This is a genomic window from Aquimarina ulvae (assembly GCF_053613295.3).
In genome coordinates this window covers 108,732-129,010 of sequence record NZ_JBSIBP030000004.1, presented here as the reverse complement: position 1 = coordinate 129,010, position 20,279 = coordinate 108,732, and the positions used below count along the sequence as shown (strand labels likewise).

The 20,279-nt window shown below is 32.2% G+C and carries 22 protein-coding genes; 8 read left to right on the top strand and 14 right to left on the bottom strand.

The window, feature by feature from the left end:
• Positions 1–32: 32 nt before the first annotated feature.
• The 9 genes from ACWGOQ_RS10375 to ACWGOQ_RS10335 form a co-directional block, all read right to left on the bottom strand.
• On the bottom strand, positions 33–473 hold the full coding sequence (locus ACWGOQ_RS10375; protein WP_452058270.1) for a sensor of ECF-type sigma factor: 441 nt from the start codon (positions 471–473) through the stop codon (positions 33–35).
• Between the two features lie 10 nt (positions 474–483).
• A complete protein-coding gene (locus tag ACWGOQ_RS10370; RefSeq protein WP_452058271.1) occupies positions 484–1,128 on the bottom strand; it encodes a hypothetical protein in 645 nt (214 codons plus the stop codon).
• 31 nt (positions 1,129–1,159) lie between these two features.
• Positions 1,160–1,702, bottom strand: coding sequence for an RNA polymerase sigma factor (locus ACWGOQ_RS10365; protein ID WP_452058388.1), 543 nt, complete (start codon positions 1,700–1,702; stop codon positions 1,160–1,162).
• Between the two features lie 679 nt (positions 1,703–2,381).
• Positions 2,382–4,208, bottom strand: a complete 1,827-nt coding sequence (locus ACWGOQ_RS10360) for an ABC transporter ATP-binding protein (RefSeq protein ID WP_452058272.1) — start codon at positions 4,206–4,208, stop codon at positions 2,382–2,384.
• Positions 4,209–4,238: 30 nt separating this feature from the next.
• Complete coding sequence (locus ACWGOQ_RS10355; protein WP_452058273.1) at positions 4,239–5,966, bottom strand: phospho-sugar mutase; 1,728 nt, start codon at positions 5,964–5,966, stop codon at positions 4,239–4,241.
• 127 nt (positions 5,967–6,093) lie between these two features.
• Entirely contained in the window at positions 6,094–7,041 is a 948-nt protein-coding gene (locus ACWGOQ_RS10350; protein WP_452058274.1) for a glycosyltransferase family 2 protein, read from the bottom strand.
• 1 nt (position 7,042) lies between these two features.
• A complete protein-coding gene (locus ACWGOQ_RS10345) occupies positions 7,043–7,552 on the bottom strand; it encodes a DUF4199 domain-containing protein (RefSeq protein ID WP_452058275.1) in 510 nt (169 codons plus the stop codon).
• Positions 7,553–7,674: 122 nt separating this feature from the next.
• On the bottom strand, positions 7,675–8,202 hold the full coding sequence (locus ACWGOQ_RS10340) for a DUF4199 domain-containing protein (protein ID WP_452058276.1): 528 nt from the start codon (positions 8,200–8,202) through the stop codon (positions 7,675–7,677).
• 110 nt (positions 8,203–8,312) lie between these two features.
• Positions 8,313–8,870, bottom strand: a complete 558-nt coding sequence (locus ACWGOQ_RS10335) for a DUF4199 domain-containing protein (protein ID WP_452058277.1) — start codon at positions 8,868–8,870, stop codon at positions 8,313–8,315.
• Positions 8,871–9,067: 197 nt separating this feature from the next.
• On the opposite strand from ACWGOQ_RS10335, the gene ACWGOQ_RS10330 reads away from it, so the two are divergent.
• The 3 genes from ACWGOQ_RS10330 (at position 9,068) to ACWGOQ_RS10320 (ending at position 11,396) form a co-directional block, all read left to right on the top strand.
• Positions 9,068–9,550 carry a hypothetical protein gene (locus ACWGOQ_RS10330; protein ID WP_452058278.1) on the top strand — a complete coding sequence of 161 codons (483 nt, stop codon included), beginning with the start codon at positions 9,068–9,070 and terminating at the stop codon, positions 9,548–9,550.
• A gap of 122 nt (positions 9,551–9,672) precedes the next feature.
• Positions 9,673–9,924 (top strand): type B 50S ribosomal protein L31, encoded by a 252-nt coding sequence (locus ACWGOQ_RS10325; RefSeq protein WP_452058279.1) that lies wholly within the window; start codon positions 9,673–9,675, stop codon positions 9,922–9,924.
• 290 nt (positions 9,925–10,214) lie between these two features.
• Positions 10,215–11,396, top strand: a complete 1,182-nt coding sequence (locus ACWGOQ_RS10320; protein ID WP_452058280.1) for a GlmU family protein — start codon at positions 10,215–10,217, stop codon at positions 11,394–11,396.
• A 176-nt stretch (positions 11,397–11,572) separates the two neighbouring features.
• Here ACWGOQ_RS10320 and ACWGOQ_RS10315 read toward each other — a convergent pair whose 3' ends face one another.
• Positions 11,573–13,192: an ABC transporter substrate-binding protein gene (locus ACWGOQ_RS10315; protein WP_452058389.1), complete on the bottom strand. Its 1,620-nt coding sequence runs from the start codon at positions 13,190–13,192 to the stop codon at positions 11,573–11,575.
• Positions 13,193–13,362: 170 nt separating this feature from the next.
• Between ACWGOQ_RS10315 and mtaB the strand changes: the two genes are divergently transcribed.
• On the top strand, positions 13,363–14,682 hold the full coding sequence (gene mtaB, locus ACWGOQ_RS10310) for a tRNA (N(6)-L-threonylcarbamoyladenosine(37)-C(2))-methylthiotransferase MtaB (protein ID WP_452058281.1): 1,320 nt from the start codon (positions 13,363–13,365) through the stop codon (positions 14,680–14,682).
• Positions 14,683–14,760: 78 nt separating this feature from the next.
• Here the strand turns inward: mtaB and ACWGOQ_RS10305 are convergent, their stop codons facing one another.
• Positions 14,761–15,063: a GNAT family N-acetyltransferase gene (locus tag ACWGOQ_RS10305; RefSeq protein WP_452058390.1), complete on the bottom strand. Its 303-nt coding sequence runs from the start codon at positions 15,061–15,063 to the stop codon at positions 14,761–14,763.
• A gap of 292 nt (positions 15,064–15,355) precedes the next feature.
• Here ACWGOQ_RS10305 and ACWGOQ_RS10300 point away from each other — a divergent pair, with 292 nt between their 5' ends.
• Together ACWGOQ_RS10300 and ACWGOQ_RS10295 are read left to right on the top strand one after the other, a co-directional pair.
• Positions 15,356–16,015 carry an alpha/beta hydrolase gene (locus ACWGOQ_RS10300; RefSeq protein ID WP_452058282.1) on the top strand — a complete coding sequence of 220 codons (660 nt, stop codon included), beginning with the start codon at positions 15,356–15,358 and terminating at the stop codon, positions 16,013–16,015.
• A gap of 71 nt (positions 16,016–16,086) precedes the next feature.
• A complete protein-coding gene (locus tag ACWGOQ_RS10295; RefSeq protein ID WP_452058283.1) occupies positions 16,087–17,034 on the top strand; it encodes a lytic transglycosylase domain-containing protein in 948 nt (315 codons plus the stop codon).
• 307 nt (positions 17,035–17,341) lie between these two features.
• Here ACWGOQ_RS10295 and ACWGOQ_RS10290 read toward each other — a convergent pair whose 3' ends face one another.
• Complete coding sequence (locus ACWGOQ_RS10290) at positions 17,342–17,806, bottom strand: hypothetical protein (protein ID WP_452058284.1); 465 nt, start codon at positions 17,804–17,806, stop codon at positions 17,342–17,344.
• A 210-nt stretch (positions 17,807–18,016) separates the two neighbouring features.
• Between ACWGOQ_RS10290 and ACWGOQ_RS10285 the strand changes: the two genes are divergently transcribed.
• Positions 18,017–18,385: a sulfite exporter TauE/SafE family protein gene (locus ACWGOQ_RS10285; RefSeq protein WP_452058285.1), complete on the top strand. Its 369-nt coding sequence runs from the start codon at positions 18,017–18,019 to the stop codon at positions 18,383–18,385.
• 14 nt (positions 18,386–18,399) lie between these two features.
• Here ACWGOQ_RS10285 and ACWGOQ_RS10280 read toward each other — a convergent pair whose 3' ends face one another.
• Positions 18,400–19,230: a TlpA family protein disulfide reductase gene (locus ACWGOQ_RS10280; protein ID WP_452058286.1), complete on the bottom strand. Its 831-nt coding sequence runs from the start codon at positions 19,228–19,230 to the stop codon at positions 18,400–18,402.
• Positions 19,231–19,378: 148 nt separating this feature from the next.
• Entirely contained in the window at positions 19,379–19,894 is a 516-nt protein-coding gene (locus ACWGOQ_RS10275; protein WP_452058287.1) for a DUF2892 domain-containing protein, read from the bottom strand.
• A 173-nt stretch (positions 19,895–20,067) separates the two neighbouring features.
• Here ACWGOQ_RS10275 and rpmH point away from each other — a divergent pair, with 173 nt between their 5' ends.
• Positions 20,068–20,226 (top strand): 50S ribosomal protein L34, encoded by a 159-nt coding sequence (gene rpmH / locus ACWGOQ_RS10270; RefSeq protein ID WP_081414554.1) that lies wholly within the window; start codon positions 20,068–20,070, stop codon positions 20,224–20,226.
• Positions 20,227–20,279 lie beyond the last annotated feature (53 nt).

Sequence of the window (20,279 nt, the reverse complement as noted above, 5' to 3'; positions counted from 1 at the left end):
TTTTATTAAAAAACCAACACAGTTTATTTGTATTAATTGCCTTGTCGTCTATCTCGCAATTGCTTTAGAAGGCGTCTGTTAAAATCCATTTCGGCTTTTACTAGTTTAAGAATTTTTTTATGGGGAATAACATTTCTTAAATCTGTAATTAGTTTTTTGCGAGAAAGGTATTTTTGTTCTTCTGCTAAAAGATAATTACTTAAAAAATCTTCAGCTTCTTTTTCATTCAAATTTTCAAATCCATTAGTTTCTTTAAGTGCTCTTACGGATTTTCGTTCTTTCATTTTTAGATTGCTCATCGTATCTTCATGTGCGTTATAAATCGGCCAAAACTGTTGCGCCTCTTTACTGCTTAAATCCAGCTGTTCTGTTATGTAGGCTATTTTTAAAGCTTTTACCCTTCCTTTGGGTCCTCTTTGACCAAAGGCATTGAAAGTAAAAACAATAAGCAATAGTAATACTATCTTTTTCATGTGTTCTTTTTTATTCGACATATATAATCTCCTCCGCAATTTCTTCATTATATAAATAAAATTCCAATTCTTCATTACTAATCTCTTGTTCACCAAAGGTATTTAGCAAACTAGTCTCTTCAGTAAGTAAAGAGGCGAGTTCGGCATTCGTTAAATCTACATTTCCTTCTTCAAAATATTCCTGAATATCTGCAATATCAATGGTGTCAAAGCTAAATGAGTGATTCTTATTGTTAATTGAAATGGATATAATAATAGCAATCATGGCAGCAATACCAGAGAGATATATAACATTTTTTTGAGAGAAGAGTGATATAACCTTAGTATCTTGATTGGGGTTGACTTTTTTTTGTAAAATAGCTTCCTCAACATTTTCGAAATATTTTTCGGGCACTGCAAACCCAGTGTTTATGTTATCAGAAATGTTAAAAGAATTTTGGTTGTCTTCTACATTTAGTTTTTTCATCAATCGATTTTCGAACGCATCAAAATATCCATCAGGTTCTTTTAAGCCCAAAGAAACCTTATCAGGCAATAAAGAAATCTCATCATCTTCTAGAGAAATTTTCTCAAAAAGGTTTTTTTCGAAAGTTTCGAAATAGTTTTCTGGAATCTTAAATCCTCCTTTATTCGTATGTAAATTATTCTTTTTCACTATTGGTATGACATTGTAAAGGTAAAAAGGTTTAATCGGTTTTTAAGAATTCTTCAATTTTTTTAGAGGCTAAATGATACGAAGCCTTTAAGGCACCTATGCTAGTTTCCAGAATTTCTGATATTTCTTTGTATTTTAATTCCTGAAAATACTTCATGTTAAATACCTGTTGCTGTTTTTGAGGTAATATAGAAATTGCCTTTTGTAGTTTCAATTGGATTTCATCCCCTTCGTAGTATACATCTGCTTGCAGATTTTGGATAAGTTGCTGTTGTAATTCTTCGTTACTGATGTTATATTTTTTTGCTTTTTTATTTAAAAATGTAATAGACTCGTTAGTCGCTATCCTATACATCCAGGAATATAATTTACTATCTCCTTTAAACTTAGCTATGTTTTTATACACTTTAATAAATACATTTTGTAAAATATCATCTGCATCATCATGATTTTTCACCATATTTCTGATATGCCAATATAACCGTTCTTTATATAAAGCAACAAGTTTTGTAAAAGCGTTATTAATGTCTTTATCTGTCTGTAAAGCTATAAGTAAAGTTTCTTCTTCTTTAATAGTCAAAAGTAAAATAGATTTAGAAGTGGTTTGCCTTCGTTTTATGGTATTAGACTAAAATACATAAAAAAGGTTTAATGCTAGTGATTGTTTATTTTTTGTAAGATTTTGTAAGAGTAAATGTTAAAAAATAGATTAAATGTTTATTTTTAAAGTTTAAAAACAAAAAAAGTTTGGTAAGTATGAAAAAATTACTATCTTTACACTGTAATTATGAGTTAGCGTTTTCATTTCCCCCATGATGAAAGCATTTAATAAAAGTGAGTTTTAATTTTAGAATAAGCCCCTAAATTAAGATGATTTGTGTGAAGAAAAAGAGTGCGAAAGCACTCTTTTTTATTTAATCTCTTTTTTTTGATTGCTCTTTTTTTATTTAAAAATGTTTACTGTGAAATTATATTTTGTAAGAAAAAAACTACTTAATTAAGTTTTAAAAATTTTATAAATGCTTAAAAACACTATATTATAGATAAAATACATAAAATTGATTGTTGAATTAAAATTTAATTGTATATTTACATTGTAAAAATGAGTTATTATTTTCATTTCCCCCAAAGTGAAAGTTTTTATAAAAGTGAGTTTTAATTTTAGAATAAGCCCTAAATTAAGATGATTTGTGTGAAGAAAAAGAGCGTGGAGACGCTCTTTTTTGTTTTTATATATTTGATAATTAGTCTTTTTAATTATCAAATGATTGCATTGTAACTAGTTTTTGATACGCTCCATTTTTGGCAATCAGTTCTTCGTGAGTTCCTTGTTCAACGATATTTCCTTTTTGCATTACAACGATTAAATCTGAATTTTGTATGGTGGATAATCTATGAGCAATTACGATACTGGTTCTGTTTTTCATCATGTTTTCTAACGCAGATTGTACTAAGCGCTCACTTTCGGTATCCAAAGCAGAGGTAGCTTCATCAAGAATCATTATTGGAGGGTTTTTTAGCACCGCTCTTGCAATAGAAAGTCTTTGTTTTTGTCCTCCACTTAGTTTATTACCACTGTCACCAATGTTGGTCTCAATACCTTTAGGAAGGTCCTTTACGAATTCCCATGCATTTGCAATTTTTAGTGCTTCTATGATTTGTTTTTCTGAAGCATTTTCATCTCCAATAAGTAGATTTTTTTTGATAGTGTCATTAAATAGAATAGAATCCTGAGTTACAAGTCCCATTAAGACTCTCAACGAATTTTTAGTCATATCTCTAATATCGACATCATCAATTCTTATAGCTCCTTTATTTACATCGTAGAACCTTGTAACCAAATTAGCTATGGTTGATTTACCACTACCGGATTGCCCTACAAGTGCCACAGATGTTCCTTTTGGTACGTTTAATGTGAAATTATTTAATACATATTCGTCTTCATATTTAAAAGAAATATTCTCTAACAGAATATTTGAAGTGAAATTATTTTTTATAGACGCACTGGGTTTATCTTGTAATGGAGATTTTGTGTTAAGAATCTCTAGTACACGTTCAGCAGCAGCATTTCCTCTTTTTACACCATAACTTGCTTTCGAAATGGCTTTTGCAGGAGTTAGGATATTATAGGCTAGTCCCATATACACTATAAACAATCCTGGATCCAGAGATTTTTCAACCAACACCATTTGACCACCATACCATAATAAAATGGCTATTACAGTTATTCCTAAAAATTCACTGGTTGGTGATGCTAAGTTCTGCCTATTTAATAATGAGTTCGAAAAATTGTAAAATCGCAATGTTGATTCTTTAAACTTTTTCCCAAAAATATTCTCGGCATTGAATCCTTTAATGACTTTTAGTCCACCAAGCGTTTCTTCTACGATGGATAAAAAATATCCTTGTTCTTGTTGTACCTTATCAGAGTGTTTTTTTAGTTTTTTTCCTATTAAGGATATTAAAAAACCAGAAACAGGAATAAAAATAAAAACAAAGATGGTAAGCTTCGTGCTAATTAATAGCATCGCGCAGATGGTAAATATGATCATCAGGGGTTCTCTAACGATGAGTTCTAATATGGATAAAAAAGAGTGTTGTATCTCTAATACATCTGTAGAAATTCTAGCAATCGTATCTCCTTTTCTCTTTTCGGAAAAATAAGAAAGAGGAAGGTTTATGGTTTTTTGATATAATTCATTACGAATATCTTTTAGCACGCCATTTCTTAAAAAAGTGATAAAATACATGGCGAGGTAGCTAAAAATATTTTTCATAAAAAACATACTTATTACCAATATAACCATAAATAGTAATACATCGTCACTGCCTTGTTCTGCTTTCTGAGTTACAAAATAATTCAGGTAGCTTTCTGCATATTCCCGAATTTTTAAAAGCCCCTGCCATTCAGGTTCTTGATTTACTCTTTTAGTGTTGTCAAAAAGAACTTTAAGCATTGGGAATAAAGATACCATTGACAACGTCCCGAACAAAGCGTAAAAAATATTGGATATAATATTTAATAGTGCATATACTTTATATGGTTTCGCAAAGCGAAGAATCTGTTTAAAATAGTCCATTAATTAGTAAGAAACGATGATTATCGTTATTTAAGTTAATTGTAAGTCCTTTTTGATAGCTGTAATTTTGTTATCTAATTGCTCTTGGACTTTATCAAAGTCATCAATTGTATTCAATGATTCTTGTACGCTGATGTAAAATTTGATTTTGGGTTCTGTTCCGCTTGGTCTTGCAGCAATTTTACTACCAGATTCTGTATAAAAAATTAACACATTAGATTTAGGAACATCGATCGTTTCTTCTGTATGATCCTGAGTGTTTTTCGCGATACTTGATTGGTAGTCTTCAATGAGTACTACTTTTTCACCATTAAGTTGCTTAGGTGAGTTAATTCTCAAATCAATCATCGTCTGTTTTATTTCTTCAGCACCTTTAATTCCTTTTTTAACCAGAGAAACCAAATTTTCTTTATAGAAACCGTGAGACACATATAATTCTAATAATTCTTTATAAAAAGAACTTCCTTTGGATTTGGTATACGCTACAATTTCACAAGCCAGCAAGGTAGCAGTTACAGCATCTTTGTCACGAACAAAATCTCCGACCATAAAACCAAAACTTTCTTCTCCACCACCTATAAAATGTTTTTCAGGGAAATCCTTGATAAGTTTTGCTATCCATTTAAAACCAGTAAGTACCTCTTTGTACTCTATGTCATATGCTTCTGCCAGATTTTGCATCATCGGAGTAGAAACGATGGTTGAAGCAATAAATTCGTTGCCTTTTAATCCTTTTTCTTTATAATGTTTTAACAAAAACCAAGTCATTACGATCATGGTTTGGTTTCCATTTAATAATTGTAATTGTCCGTCAGTATTTCGTACTGCAATTCCTAATCGATCGCAATCGGGGTCTGTACCAATTACAATGTCGGCTTGTACATTTTCTGCTAGTTTTATCGCCATTGCAAGTGCTTCTGGCTCTTCGGGATTTGGAGACTTTACCGTTGGGAAATTACCATCAGGTATTTCTTGTTCTTTGACGATATGTACGTTGTGGTAACCAGCTTTTTCGAGTGTTTCAGGAACCGCAGTAATAGAGGTTCCGTGCAGAGATGTAAACACGATGGTCGTATTGTCCTTTGCGTTTTGATCTGCAGCAAAACTTCCATTTGTAACACTGTTTTCTATAAAAGGAACATCAATCTCCTTATCTATTTTTTGAATCAGATCCGATTTTGCATCAAATCTAATGTCGTCATAGTTCAAGGAATTGATTTCTGTAATAATTTCAGCATCTTGTGGTGGTACTAATTGCCCGCCATCTTGCCAATACACCTTGTATCCATTATATTCTGGTGGATTATGACTGGCTGTTAATACAATTCCGCAGTGACAACCTAACTTTTTTACAGCATAAGAAAGCTCGGGAGTTGGTCTTAATTCAGAAAACAGATATACTTTTATTCCGTTTGCAGAAAACACATCTGCCACAAGCTGCGCTAGCGTATCACTATTATTTCTGCAATCATATGCGATAACAGTTTTTATTTGTTCTCCTGTAAATTCTTTTTGCAAATAATTGCTTAAGCCTTGCGTGCTTTTTCCAAGAGTGTATTTATTAATTCGATTTGTTCCAACACCCATAATACCACGCATTCCACCAGTACCAAATTCAAGGTCTTTATAAAAACTTTCTTTAAGTACTTCTGGATTTTGCTGTTGTAGTGTTACAATTTCTTTTTGAGTTTCGGCATCAAAAACTGGGGATAACCATTCTTCAACTCTTGTTTTTATTACGGAATCGGAAACTTGCATTTATTTAGGTTTTATTAGCAAAAATACTATTTAATTTTATTTTGTTGGTTTCTTTAAAAAGATGGTTTTTAAGTTACCTTTCAGTTGTATACATAGTTTTTGAGATAAAAATTATATACATATTTAATTACAAATGTATTTTTTCTGAAATGTTATACCGTTTTTTATCTCTTTTACTTGTGAGCATAATTTCTCCAAGAAATCCTGCCAGAAAAAATTGGGTTCCCAATATCATTGAAGTCAATGCGATATAAAATTCTGGTCGTTGCGCTATTAATCGTCCTTTTTTCTCTATTAACAACTTGTCAATTCCTAGATAAAAAGAAAAACAGAATCCAACAATAAAAAGGATGGTGCCTATGAGTCCAAAGAAATGCATAGGTCTTTTACCAAAACGGGACATAAACCAAATGGTAATCAAATCTAAAAATCCATTAATAAAACGGCTCATCCCAAATTTAGTTTTACCATATTTTCGTGCTTGGTGCAGTACAACTTTTTCTCCAATTTTGTTAAAACCTGCATTTTTTGCGAGCACCGGAATGTAACGATGCATTTCTCCGTGTACATCTACTTGTTTTACCACTTGATTTTTATAGGCTTTTAATCCACAATTAAAATCGTGCAGTTGTAAGCCCGATGTTTTTCTTGCTGCGGCATTAAAAAGTTTAGAAGGTAAGTTTTTGGCAATTATAGAATCATATCGTTTCTTTTTCCAACCTGAAATGAGGTCGTACCCTTCTTTAACAATTAAGTCGTGTAATTCTGGGATTTCGTCGGGATTGTCTTGCAGATCCGCGTCCATAGTAATAATCACATCACCTTTGGCTTCTTCAAAACCTGCGTGTAAGGCCTGTGATTTACCATAATTTTTAAGAAACCGGATGCCTTTTACATTTTGGTCTTTTTGGGATAAGGCTTCGATAGTATGCCAGGATGTATCGGTACTTCCATCATCAATAAAAATGATTTCGTACGTATACCCATTAGATTGCATCACTTTGGCGATCCAATGATATAATTCGGTAAGTGATTCCTCTTCGTTCAGTAATGGTATGACAACAGATATATCCATACTATGTTGATGCTACTTTATTTTTAAATACAGAGCCTGCTATTAATGAAATAACAGCTCCTAAAAATATAAACCAAATTGTATACATAATCACACCAATATAAGACATACTGGTATCTTGATTATTAAGATCTTCTTTTACCTGATCTACCTGATCGGGAGAAAATTGCTCAGTAAACCTCACTGTCATATTGGTTTGAAAATCAGGATCAATATATATGTCATATACATACGCCATAGAACAATAAGACAAGCCTACAACTCCCATGATAATGATACCGGTTTTTAATGCATCAATAATAGTTACAGTACCTTTTACTTCTTTGTACTTTTTGATTGTGAATACGATGATCAGGATTTCTACTATAAAAGCGATTAGAAAAGTAAGATAATATAATAAAGGAGAGATATCTAGCATCCTAGATACGTAATCTAATAGTACTCGGGCAACACCGGTCAAAAGTGCAATACCAAGGATGTAGTTAAGAAATTTTTTCTGAGTTAATCCCATTTATTAGTAATAAAAATGATTTGGTTGACAAATATAGGTATTCCATCGATAGTAAATTATATAAAAAAATTGGATTGCCATACAGACAATCCAATGATAATTTTTGATATATATATATATATCTAATATTCCGGCTCTTTCTTTTTTATAGCAAGACAGGCTAATAGGCCAATAATGATATAGACAAGAATACCCCAGAACCATCCTTTTACTTGCGAAACTAGGCTAAATTGATTGTTGCCTTCCATTTTATCAACAGCTTTTTCAATTTCGGATTCAGGAGTTCCGAATTTTTCCATAAAACTTACAGTAGATTCTATGATTTGTTCATTGATTCCTGTAGCTGCGTCTGGGTCTATAACTACATAAATAAGGATACCAATCACTGAGTTTATCACAGTGCCTATGGCAACAGTAATTAGATAGGAAGTAAACGCTTCTTTAAATCCGATATATCCTCCTAAAATTTTTCTGCTTTTTATAGCGGATACGATGCCGAAAATTATAATCATAATTGCTAATCCAATCCCAGCCATCCAATTCGTGTACATACCTTGATATACTGTATAGGCAATAACGGACACAAGTGCTAGAATTATACCCAGTATAACTCCCAGAGATATAGCATTAGATTTAACAGATTTTTCCATAATTATTTAGTTTTGGTTATTTAGATATACCACATAAGTATACAAAAGTACTAAATTGTTACATTTTGCTTCTAAAAAGATTGGTAAAGGGGTGTAGCGTATAGATGAGATTACTTAAAAGGATCTCGTTTTTTTTGGAGAATCAATCCACAAATAAGACCAAATATAATGCCATTGCCTAAATCTTCTACGAGAGCTCTAACAATCATTCTCATAGGCGAAGTATATTTCTTTGTTGCGGCTATTGACCTATTTATGCTTTCGTGAGAAAGATCAATAGAATTTTTGACAACACGTTTAATTTGTTTATCTTCAATTTGTGTAATAATTTCAGGATCTATTATATTTATCAATAGTACTTTCCATAAAATAGCCATTAGCCCACCTAATAAAGAAATTCCAATTGCAATTTTTAGAGCTTCACTAAGATTTATATAACCATTGTTACTTTTTTTAAACATCAATAACCCAGCTGTTATGCTTGTCATTGTTATGAGTAATAGGATGATTAAATGAAACAAACCTGGTTCAACATAATTATCCGTTAAATATGAGGCAAGACTAAAAATAACACTTGCCACTCCAAAAATAAAACCATACCGTATGATGTGTTTTTTTATAGGAATACTCTTACTTTTCACTGCGCTTTTTCTTTTATTGGCATCCAAATATAGTAAAATGTTAGTAGTAAGGTAGTTATTTTATTCTATTTAAATAGGTGATAATTTAAAAAAAGACTATATTTACCCTGTAGTTTTACGGTTAAACCATTGATTTTATTGTTTTTTACAAGTTAAAGATGATAAAAACTTATTTGTAGTTTAGCGGTTTTTTTTGGCTTTTTAACTCATAAAATATTGGTTATATGAAAACAAATATACTTTATGTAACAAGTTTCATACTTGTTTTTTTTAGCTCTTGTTCCGTAGAGGAAGGTATTAAAGATTCATCGGAGCAAGAAAAAGAATTAAAAGTCAAAAGTCTTATAAAGACTTTTGCTGAGGATGTAATTCCTTCTTCGGGCTTTTCCGAATTTATGTTGGACGTGCAAAATAAATCTTCTTCTGGGTTAACTCAAGAAGAAATAGATGGACTGGAGCAAGATTTTTTAAGTCAACAAAGTGCTGAATTTGTTGAGTTGTATTATTATGTAGTGTCTTTGAATTTATCAGAAGATGAGATTAGAATCGTTATTATTGAATATTTATCGAATGTTAATAAAGGAAACGTTTATAACTCAAACAAAGATAGTGAGGAATGTGTAGCTGCAGGGAATCAAGATACTGGTTCTTTGTGGGGAACGATACTTTCAATTTTATGCGAGATGATACAAAGAGGAATTGATTAAATTACTAATAATAAAAATTGTCCTAGCTCTTTAATTTAGTTTTTACAAAATAATTTCATTCGACGTTGCTATTTTACAAAAATTGTTTAGATTTGCACCTCGAAAAATGATAAGATAAAACCATGAGAAAAGATATTCACCCAGAAAATTATAGACTAGTTGCCTTTAAGGATATGTCCAATGATGAAGTTTTCTTAACTAAATCTACAGCGAATACTAAAGAAACACTTGATGTTGATGGTGTTGAGTATCCGTTAGTGAAATTAGAGATTTCAAGAACTTCTCATCCTTTCTATACAGGTAAATCTAAACTTATCGATACTGCAGGACGTATCGACAAGTTCAAAAATAAATATGCTAAATTCAAAAAGTAATTTAGTACTAAAAACTATGTAGAGCCTTTCTTTCGAGAAAGGCTTTTTTGTTTTTAGATGTTACCGTATTTTTGGGATCAAATTATTAAATAGACTTTTAAATAACATATGGATAATGTTGTAAGTTATAATGACTTTATCTAAATGTAACCATTAGTTTGTCGAGTGTGACTAAAGTAAACAGTTTTATAGGTCTTCGACAAGCTGAAACTGGCAATGCAAGAACCTAACCTGACCTGACTATATTGATAATCTATTAAGTAACAATAAAAACATTTCACTTTACAGCTATGAACTATATTCTTTTTGATGGTGCTTCCAGAAATTCATTACTTCCATTTACGTATACAAGACCTGTAGCTGATATACGGATAGGAGTTTTGACAATTCGTGAGAAATGGGAGAAATATTTGGGATACACGACATCTACTATAACCGAGGAATATCTTAGTGGGAAATATCCAATGGTAGAATTAGCTGAGAATGTGATGATCAATGCATCCTATTTACCAACAGAAAACCTGGTAATAATGGTGAAGAATTTACAGTCTGATCAAGCTATATTTTATAAAGACGAACCGATTGCTTTTTACGCAAAAGAAGATCAGGAAGTTGATTTTGATACGTATGAAGTCATTCAGTATACCTATGATGTATTTACAGTACAACATACCTGGGATATTTTTTCCAAGAATGAACGTGCAATTCAAGAAGATTTTGAGTTACTGACCAGAGGTCGTAAAAGTCAACCAATTCCTGAAAGTAACAATGTTATTGCTCCAGAAAATGTTTTTCTGGAAGAAGGTGCTATGTTAGAGTTCACAACGCTTAATGCATCAGGTGGTCCGATATACGTAGGTAAAGGTGCAGAAATAATGGAAGGAAGTTTAGTCAGAGGTCCTTTTGCCCTTTGTGACTATGCCACCATAAAAATGGGAGCAAAGATTTATGGCGGTACTACCGTCGGTCCATATTCCAAAGTAGGAGGAGAGGTCAATAATTCTGTGATATTTGGATACTCTAACAAAGGACACGATGGGTTTATCGGAAATACCGTATTAGGTGAGTGGTGCAACCTGGGTGCGGATACCAATACATCAAATCTTAAGAATAACTATGCTCCTGTACGATTATGGAGCTACGAAACCAAGGGTTTTGCCAAAACTGGATTACAGTTTTGTGGGTTGATGATGGGGGATCATTCTAAATGTGGTATTAATACCATGTTTAATACAGGAACAGTTGTTGGAGTCAATGCGAATATTTTCGGAAGTGGATTTCCACGTAATTTTATACCTAGTTATAGTTGGGGAGGAAGCAGTGGTTTTACAACGTATTTAACCAAAAAAACTTTGGAAGTAGCTAAAGTGGTTATGTCGAGAAGAGGTATCGAACTAACAAAAGAAGATCAAAAAATTCTGGAACATATTTTTGAAGAAACAAAAACGTGGCGTACGAGTTATGATCAATAAAACATCGGAACTAAAAAGCGTTGGAAATATGGAGGTTCAATCTAAGCTATTCGAATATGTTCTGGAAATCATTTGTTAAGAATTTAAAGAAGCTCCACTTTACTTCGATTTTATTACGGAACTATATAAATGAAGTGCCCTATTTTTATATCACTTAGCTTGTAAAACAGTTTTTTTTATTTTTCCTTCCAAACTCGTTTTAAGACCAAGAAGTTTTGCGGGTTATTAGTCAACCCTTTTACATTTTTTTGTACAAATCGTGTTGCCTGGTCATAATATAATGGAACGATAGGGGCGTGCGCAATAACGATAGAATCCATTTTTATATATAACTGTTCTCTGAGTTTGTTATCGGTTACAGAAAAACTCTTTACGTATAGACTATCAAATGTTTTGTTTTCAAAATGAGTGTAGTTGGGACCGTTTGGTGTAAAGTTTTTACTATAAAAAGGAGATAAAAAGTTTTCCGCATCCGGATAATCAGCAATCCAACTCGCTCTAAAAGTGTCTAATTCCCCACTCCATTTCTTTTTTCTTATGGTAGAAGGTGTCATCACATCAACAATGACCGTAAGGCCTACTTTCTCCATTTCGCGCTGGATAAATTCAAATAAACCTTGGTAATTGTTATCGGTTGCGATTCGGATAGTTGGCTGATTATTTCCACTTACCTTTATGTATTCTTTAATAAGTTGTTCTGCTTTTATAGGATTATATTCATATCCTTTTTGTGCGTTGTAACCTGGCAATCCATTAGGTATAAAACCACTGTTGGCCGGAGTGCCAACCCCGTTTTTTAAATAGGTAATCATTTTTTGCCGGTCAAAACCATAATTAATGGCTTTTCTGATTAATGCTGATTTTACCTCTTCGTTTTCTCCTTCCAGATAAAAACCAAGATATTCTGAATTTAGGTATGGACTTTTGGTGAACGTAATTTTATCTTTAAACTTTTCTCTTAGTTTTCCGCTGGGAGTCAAAAGTTCATCTTTATAAGATGCGTCAAGGCTGTTTAAAAAATCAATATTACCCTTTGCAAATTGAAGAAACTCAGTCTGTTTATCAGGTAGAAATGTTACGGCTACTGCTTCCAGGTATGGTAGTTGTTTTCCGTTTTCATCTTTTTCAAAATATAACTCATTACGTCTCAGTACCAATTTTATATTTTCTTCCCAAAGTTTAAATTTAAAAGGGCCTGTTCCAATAGGATTTGCTCTAAAATCAGATCCATAAAATGCTACAATCTCTTTAGGAACTACTGAACAATACCGCATACTCATCAATCCTAAAAAAGCAGGAAATGGTTTTTTTAATTGTATTGTAAAGATTGTATCATTGATAGCCTGATAATTTTTTACATTTTTCAACACCCAATTTCCGGGAGAAGCAACTTTGGGATCGATCAGACGATCAAAACTATATTTAAAATCTTGAGCAATAACAGCTCGTGTACTGTCTTTAGTGCCAAAAGCTTTATGTTTATGAAATTTAACGTTTTTTCTTAACGTAAATGTGTAGGTCAAATTGTCATCAGAGATACGCCATGTTTTTGCAATATCGGGTTGTACGTGTAATGAATCATCTAGTTGTACCAATCCATTAAATAATTGATTTGTTGGCCAGATAATGGATGGGTTCCTCGCAAAAGCAGGATCTAAGGTTAGTATGTTTGAATATTCATTATACCGGAATACCAGATGATCTTTATTTTCTGTAGAAGAATTTTTACAAGAAAAACACACGATACATAGGTAAGCTATTGCTAAATAATAGGTTATGGAAGAGAATTGATCGATTTTCAATTTTAGTAAACGGATTATTGTTGGTATCTTTGCACCCTTTAATTTGTTAGCGCTATCCTGAACTCGTTTCAGGAATACTTTTATTATTTACAAATGAAGAACTTTATAATTCTTTATTCTATAAATAGTGCATAAAGTTAAGAAGATACTGAAACAAGTTCAGCATGAATAGAAAAAAAGTTGCTTTTTATACCTTGGGTTGTAAACTGAATTTTTCGGAGACTTCTACAATTGCTCGAAACTTTACAGATGAAGGTTTCGATCGTGTGGATTTTTCAGAAAATGCGGATATCTACGTTATTAATACCTGTTCTGTTACAGAGAATGCAGATAAAAGGTTTAAAACTGTGGTAAAGCAGGCTCAAAAAGGGAATCCGGATGCATTTGTGGCCGCTGTGGGTTGTTATGCTCAATTAAAACCAGATGAATTGGTAGCAGTAGATGGCGTGGATTTGGTGTTGGGTGCTACAGAAAAGTTTAAAATCACTGATTACATCAATGACTTGTCCAAAAATGAATTTGGAGAAATACATTCTTGCGAAATTGAGGAAGCTGATTTTTACGTGGGGAGTTACTCTATTGGGGATCGGACCAGAGCTTTTTTGAAAGTTCAGGATGGATGTGATTATAAATGTACCTATTGTACCATTCCATTAGCAAGAGGAATTTCACGTAGTGATACTTTAGAAAGTGTTTTGCAAAATGCAAAAGAAATTGCTGCGCAAGGGATTAAAGAGATCGTTCTTACCGGAGTAAATATTGGAGATTATGGAAAAGGAGAGTTTGGTAATAAAAAACACGAACACACGTTTTATGAATTGGTGCAGGCGCTTGATAACGTAACGGGGATCAAAAGATTGCGTATTTCATCTATAGAACCCAATTTATTGAAAAATGAGACAATTGATTTTGTTTCAAAATCAAAAACATTTGTACCTCATTTTCATATACCGTTACAATCAGGTAGCGACGAGATCCTTAAATCAATGCGGCGCAGATACCTTAGTGATTTGTATGTAAATCGAATACATAAAATCAAAGAGGTGATGCCACACGCGTGTATAGGAGTAGATGTAATTGTTGGTTTTCCTGGAGAGACAGATGATCATTTTTTGGATACATATAACTTTTTATCAGAATTGGATATATCTTATTTGCACGTATTTACCTATTCTGAAAGAGAAAATACTGTAGCCGCTTCTTTAGGAGATGTGGTTCCGCAGCATGTAAGAAAGAAAAGAAGTAAAATGCTCCGTGGATTATCTGCAAAAAAACGAAGAGCTTTTTATGAAAGTCAAATAGGTTCAAAAAAAACTGTCTTATTTGAATCAGAGAATAAAGAAGGGTACATTCATGGATTTACAGAGAACTATATAAAGGTAAAAACACCTTGGAATCCTTCATTAATAAATACTTTGCACCAGATACAATTAACAAATATAGATGATGACGGAATAGTAAGATTTGAATTTATTGATCAATAGGTCTAAGATTAAACATTGCTAAAAAGAACAAAAAAACCTGCTGTAAAGCAGGTTTTTATCTTTTAAAGAATATTACTTCTATATGTTGATTCCGACAGGAAGTAAATCTTTATACTTTCGTCTATTCTTTCGCATAAATTTAGCGATAATAGGACTGGTAGGAACTAATCTAATATTACGTTCTTCTATAATATTAAAAACAGCTACTATAAAATCTTCAGCATATCCTTTTTCTAATTGCTCTTCACTCATAACAAGTTTAGTAAGGAATATTTTTCTCTCTTGTTGAGCATACTCGATCTTTGATTTTTGACCTTCAATAGTAGTTTCGAATTGTCTTAAAAATTCGTTATCAACTATTTCTAATTCCACATCGCTCATGTTCTCCATATTTTTTAATTTACTATTTAATAAAAATTAAAAGGGGTGTTTCAAAATTTATAGTTTTGGTTTTCAGAATTCCCTATTTACTCCTGAAGTTAGTATGTTGATTACATCAAAATTTATTCCTTTTGTTTAAACCTAACTAAGATTTGTTAGTTAAATTTTTTCCTTTTACAATAATTTAATACTTACTTTATTTTTTTCTGATAAAGTATTACTATAGTTTTGATGTGCAAAGATAAGAAAATTAGAACTTTAAAATGTGCAATCCACTGTTAAAATACCTAGTATGAAGCAAGTTAACCATGTTTATTTTGTTCCGGGTATGGCGGCAGATGTTTCTATTTTTGAATTTATTAATCTTCCTGAAGATAAATACCAGAAACATACCATACCCTGGAAGATTCCTAAAAAAAATGAATCTATATCGAACTATGCGAAACGTATGTGTGAAGATATAGTATACAAAGACTGTGTATTGATAGGAGTTTCTTTTGGTGGAATTATGGTTCAGGAAATGAGTAAATATCTAAATGTTAGTAAATTAATAATTATATCCAGTGTAAAAAATAAGCATGAATTACCTAGAAGAATGAAATTGGTAAGAAGAACCAAAGCATATAAATTCATGCCAACCGCATTGGTTTCTAAAATAGACGACTGGGAAAAACTAGCTTTTGGTGATTTTGCAAAAAAGAGGGCTGCACTATACCAAAAGTATTTATCCGTTAATGATAAGACATATCTAGATTGGGCTATAGAAAAAATAGTGTGTTGGGATCAAGAGGAGTCTATAGAAGGCATTGTTCATATTCATGGGGACAAAGATATTGTTTTTCCGATTTCACACATAAAGGGTTGCATTACGATAGAAAAAGGCACGCATGTAATGATTATTAATCGTGCCAGATGGTTTAATAAGCATTTACCAGAAATTATTGAGAATTAATTACCGATATTTCAATATTTTACATTATTTTGGAAATTACAGAAATTATTCCCAAATAAATCTACTTAAAGATGAAGATGATAAGAAAAGTTTTAGTTTTTTTAGGAGTGTTGTTTATATTCAGCATTTTAGTAAATGCGACACAACAAGAACCACAGAAACCAATTGCTCAAGAACTTTTAGAAGAAAAGTTGATTAATGACTATAACGTATACGCAGTGCCAATGCCCGAGAATATCAATTTTGCGGGAGAACTGGTGCCTGTAGAAAATCCTGATATTCGAGAGCGAATGGATAGAGAACTTTTGGTGAATACGTACTGGCAATCCAATGGATTATTACTTTTTAAAAGAGCTAATAAGTACTTTCCGATTATAGAACCTATTCTAAAAGAAGAAGGTGTTCCGGATGATTTTAAGTATCTAGCTGTTATAGAAAGCAGTTTGACTCAAGCAGTTTCTCCTGCCAGAGCAACAGGTTTTTGGCAGATATTGAAGAATACAGGAAAAGAATATGGTTTAGAAGTTAATAATAATGTAGACGAAAGATACCATATTGAAAAATCAACTAGAGTTGCTTGTAAGTATTTAAAAAGCGCAAAAGAGCGTTTTGGTAGCTGGACACTAGCTGCTGCTGCTTATAATGCAGGCCCTGCAGGTATCAATAGACAATTGGAGAGGCAAAATGCATCCACTTATTATGACCTCCTTTTAGGACAGGAAACAGGAAGGTATGTATTTAGAATTACTGCAGTGAAAGAAATATTAAGTAATCCTAAGAAGTATGGATTTAACTTTACTAAGCGTGATTTGTATGAGTATATTCCGACTTTTAATGTCTTGGTAGATGAACCAATTGCAGATTTTAATGAATTTGCTGCGAAGTATAATATCAATTATAAAATTTTAAAACTTCATAATCCTTGGTTACGAGAAACACACCTTAATAATGGAACAGGGAAAGAGTATTTGATCAAGATTCCAAGAGAAGGATACTATAAAACAGGAGTAGGGCAGTAATCCTACATTCTACCGATGTGTGAAATTGTTGAAAAGCTTCAGGTCAAATTAAATTATGTTTAGATGCCAAATCTAGTTATCATTTGCTCAATTTTTTTTGAAGATGAATATTTGCAAATCATTAACAATCGATCTCCATTTTGCTCAATAACACCAAGTTTTTAAACAAATCCAAATCTCTTTTTTTTAATTAGATTATTAATTCTCTTAGTTTCAGATTCAGAGTATTGAGTAGCTGTCGCTAATCCCTTTAGAACAAAGGGGTGATACGATTCTGTAATCTGATATTTTTTACGAAATTCTTCTGCTAGTTTTTTGCTCCTTGAGTATAGTTCCCGTCTCTAGTGGGATATGTCCAACTGTTCAGTTTTTTGAAAAAATGGTATATACTCGGCGAGGCTGTTGTTGCGTATAAAATATGTTTTTCTCCAGTTTTTTTTTCAATTCCATTTAAGAATTGTAATGCTTTTAGAATTACATAGATATTCAACCCTTTGTTTTTGTATTTTTCAGCAGTTGCATTTAATCCAAGATAAAAAGAAGTTTTTTCAAACAATTTTTCTTTTGATGTCATAAAAAAAGAAATCAATTTCCCATCTTTATCTTCTAAGTAAAAAGTATAGTTGCAATGACGATCTTCTCTTTCAATCAGCGAGGAAATATCAACATAACTTGGTCTTATAATATTATTTACGGCTTCGTAGAGTAAAGGATGGTTTGTGGATAATCTTCCTTCAGCTAATTTCACTTTTTCAATTGACTTTTTCTCCATTAGTGGTAGTTTTTGTAATTTTTCAATTACAAATTTTGTTAATTGAAAGATCTTTTACCACCCTATTTATGGGGGATCGAATCACTATTTACAGTGAAAATTTAGGTGGATATAGTTTTCTGAAAATGCAGTTAGATAAAATGATTATTTTGAAAAACTAATAATACTTGATTTCTGAAATTTGATCAAAAATTATTGTAAAATTGTGATATGGATACAATCACAGTTATTTCTTTAGTAGTAATAGGGTTATTAGCCGGTTTTCTAAGCGGTACGATGGGAATAGGCGGTAGCGTGGTCATGATACCACTGCTTATATTATGGGTTGGTTTTACGCAACATCAGGCACAAGGCACTAGTCTTGCTGTGCTTTCGGTTCCTGTCACTTTGTTAGCAGCTTTTAATTATTATAAAGAAGGTCACGTAAACTGGAAATTTGCGGCTATTATGGCAGTTACTTTTATCTTGGGAGGATACCTGGGAAGTAAGCTGGCAATTTCTATCAATCAGGTGGTGTTGAAAAAAATCTTTGGCGGCATCTTGCTACTAGTAGCGTTAAAAATGATTTTCGGAAAATAGAATTAGGTAGAATATTACTTTTTATTTCTTCTTCTTTGGTTATTTAAAGAATCTTTCTCTCTTCTGTATCTTTCATATTCCTCATCGATATCACGCTCCTCTTGAGTTCGCGTATCTCCTCTTTCTATAGGTTCTTCTTTTACCTCTTCTTGTACAGAAGGTGCTAATGCTCCTTTGGCATCAAGATCGGCAATTAGCAAAGAAACGCCCTTGGATAACGAATTATAATGAATCGTGTAAGAATTGCTGAGCGTTTCGCTGGAGTGATGCGTGACAATTTTTCGGATATCTAATAATTTTTTATCACTATCCATAAAATACATCATTGGGAAACCAAGAGAATGCTTCAGGTTGTTTATAATATAAGAGTTTTGATTTGTTAACTCATTAACATATAGCAATTGAATATTCTCGCTATATTCACTAACTTTTTCTTTCAATCGTTCTTTTGTATCCCAAAATAAAACGATAAAATCAATTTGATCGTGAAACTTATCAGACAAATCATTGAGAGCCGGTATTTCTCCAATTCCCGGAACACACCACGATGCATAGGTTATTAGAAATATGGGTTTTTCAATTTCTTTAAAAGAAATAGGCTCTCCCTTTAAAGGACTCATTTTAAAATCATCCATATAGGTACCTACTAAATGATTCTGTACCAGTGAATCAAAAAGAAATTTGGCATATTCAAGATCTTGATCTTTATATGCTTCATTACTTTTTTGATTGTATTTTTTGATATGTGCTGCAACAGCTATAGAAAAAGGAATTTTCCTTTCCAACTGGCCAAAAACACTTCCAAAATATAAAAAGAGTATTCCTAAAATTAATATTTTCTTCATTATAACTTAATTACGGTAGCTAAAGTACTATAAAGTCTTTAAAAATGACAGTTTTAGAAGGTCAAAACCTTGTTTTTGTCGGTGCTATCCCGGTATTATTTTAATATTAAACGAATAGATAACGTAATTATAGGTACAATTAGTGTGCCTAAATCTTCTTCATTTGTTGTTTCATCATGGTAATTTGCTCTTTAAGCATCCCGTGCTTATCAAGTTTCTTAGCTTCAGTAAGGAGATTTTGCGCTTCTCTTTTTCTTCTTTTGGTCATTGCGATACCAGCAAGGTTCAGTTTTGCAACTGCCAGATCCTGGTTCATAGATAGCCCTAGTTTGATCGCTTTCTTTAGGTACTTTTCTGCTTGTGTAATGTTAGTCTGTGATAGCATAATGCCTAAAAGGTAATTGTAATACCCTTGTTGTTTTGTAGTTAGCGCACTCTCTGGGCTCTTAATTCTATCCAACCATTTCTTTGCCCCTGCAAAATCCTGCTTACGCAACCTTAAGAATGCCAAAAGAATTAATTCATTTTTAAAATACAAGAAAACAAAAATTGATGAAAGTAAAATTAGCATAATTCCGTTACCAATATACCCTTCTATCATTTGCCAAACGGCTACTCCTATGATTAATACTGCAATTACTAATTTAATATTTTTGTTGTACATGAATTGTGTTATTTTTTTTGTCGCGGCAAAGGTAATAAAAACAATTAAAAATATTTTGATATTTAGGTTTGCGAAAGTAAAAACTCTTCGTATATTTGCCCGCAGTTTTGGGAGGAGAAGCCCAGCAATTTTACTAAAAGAGATTTCAAGAAGATTTATAAAGATAGATAGTAATGAAAAGAACGTTTCAACCATCGAAGAGAAAGAGAAAAAACAAACACGGTTTTAGAGAGCGTATGGCTTCTGCTAATGGTAGAAAGGTCCTTGCTCGTAGAAGAGCTAAAGGTAGAAAAAAGCTATCTGTATCTTCAGAATTAAGACATAAGCACTAATGAAGCTAGTGCAGTGAAAATATTAAGGTGTTACTTTTAGGAGTAACGCCTTT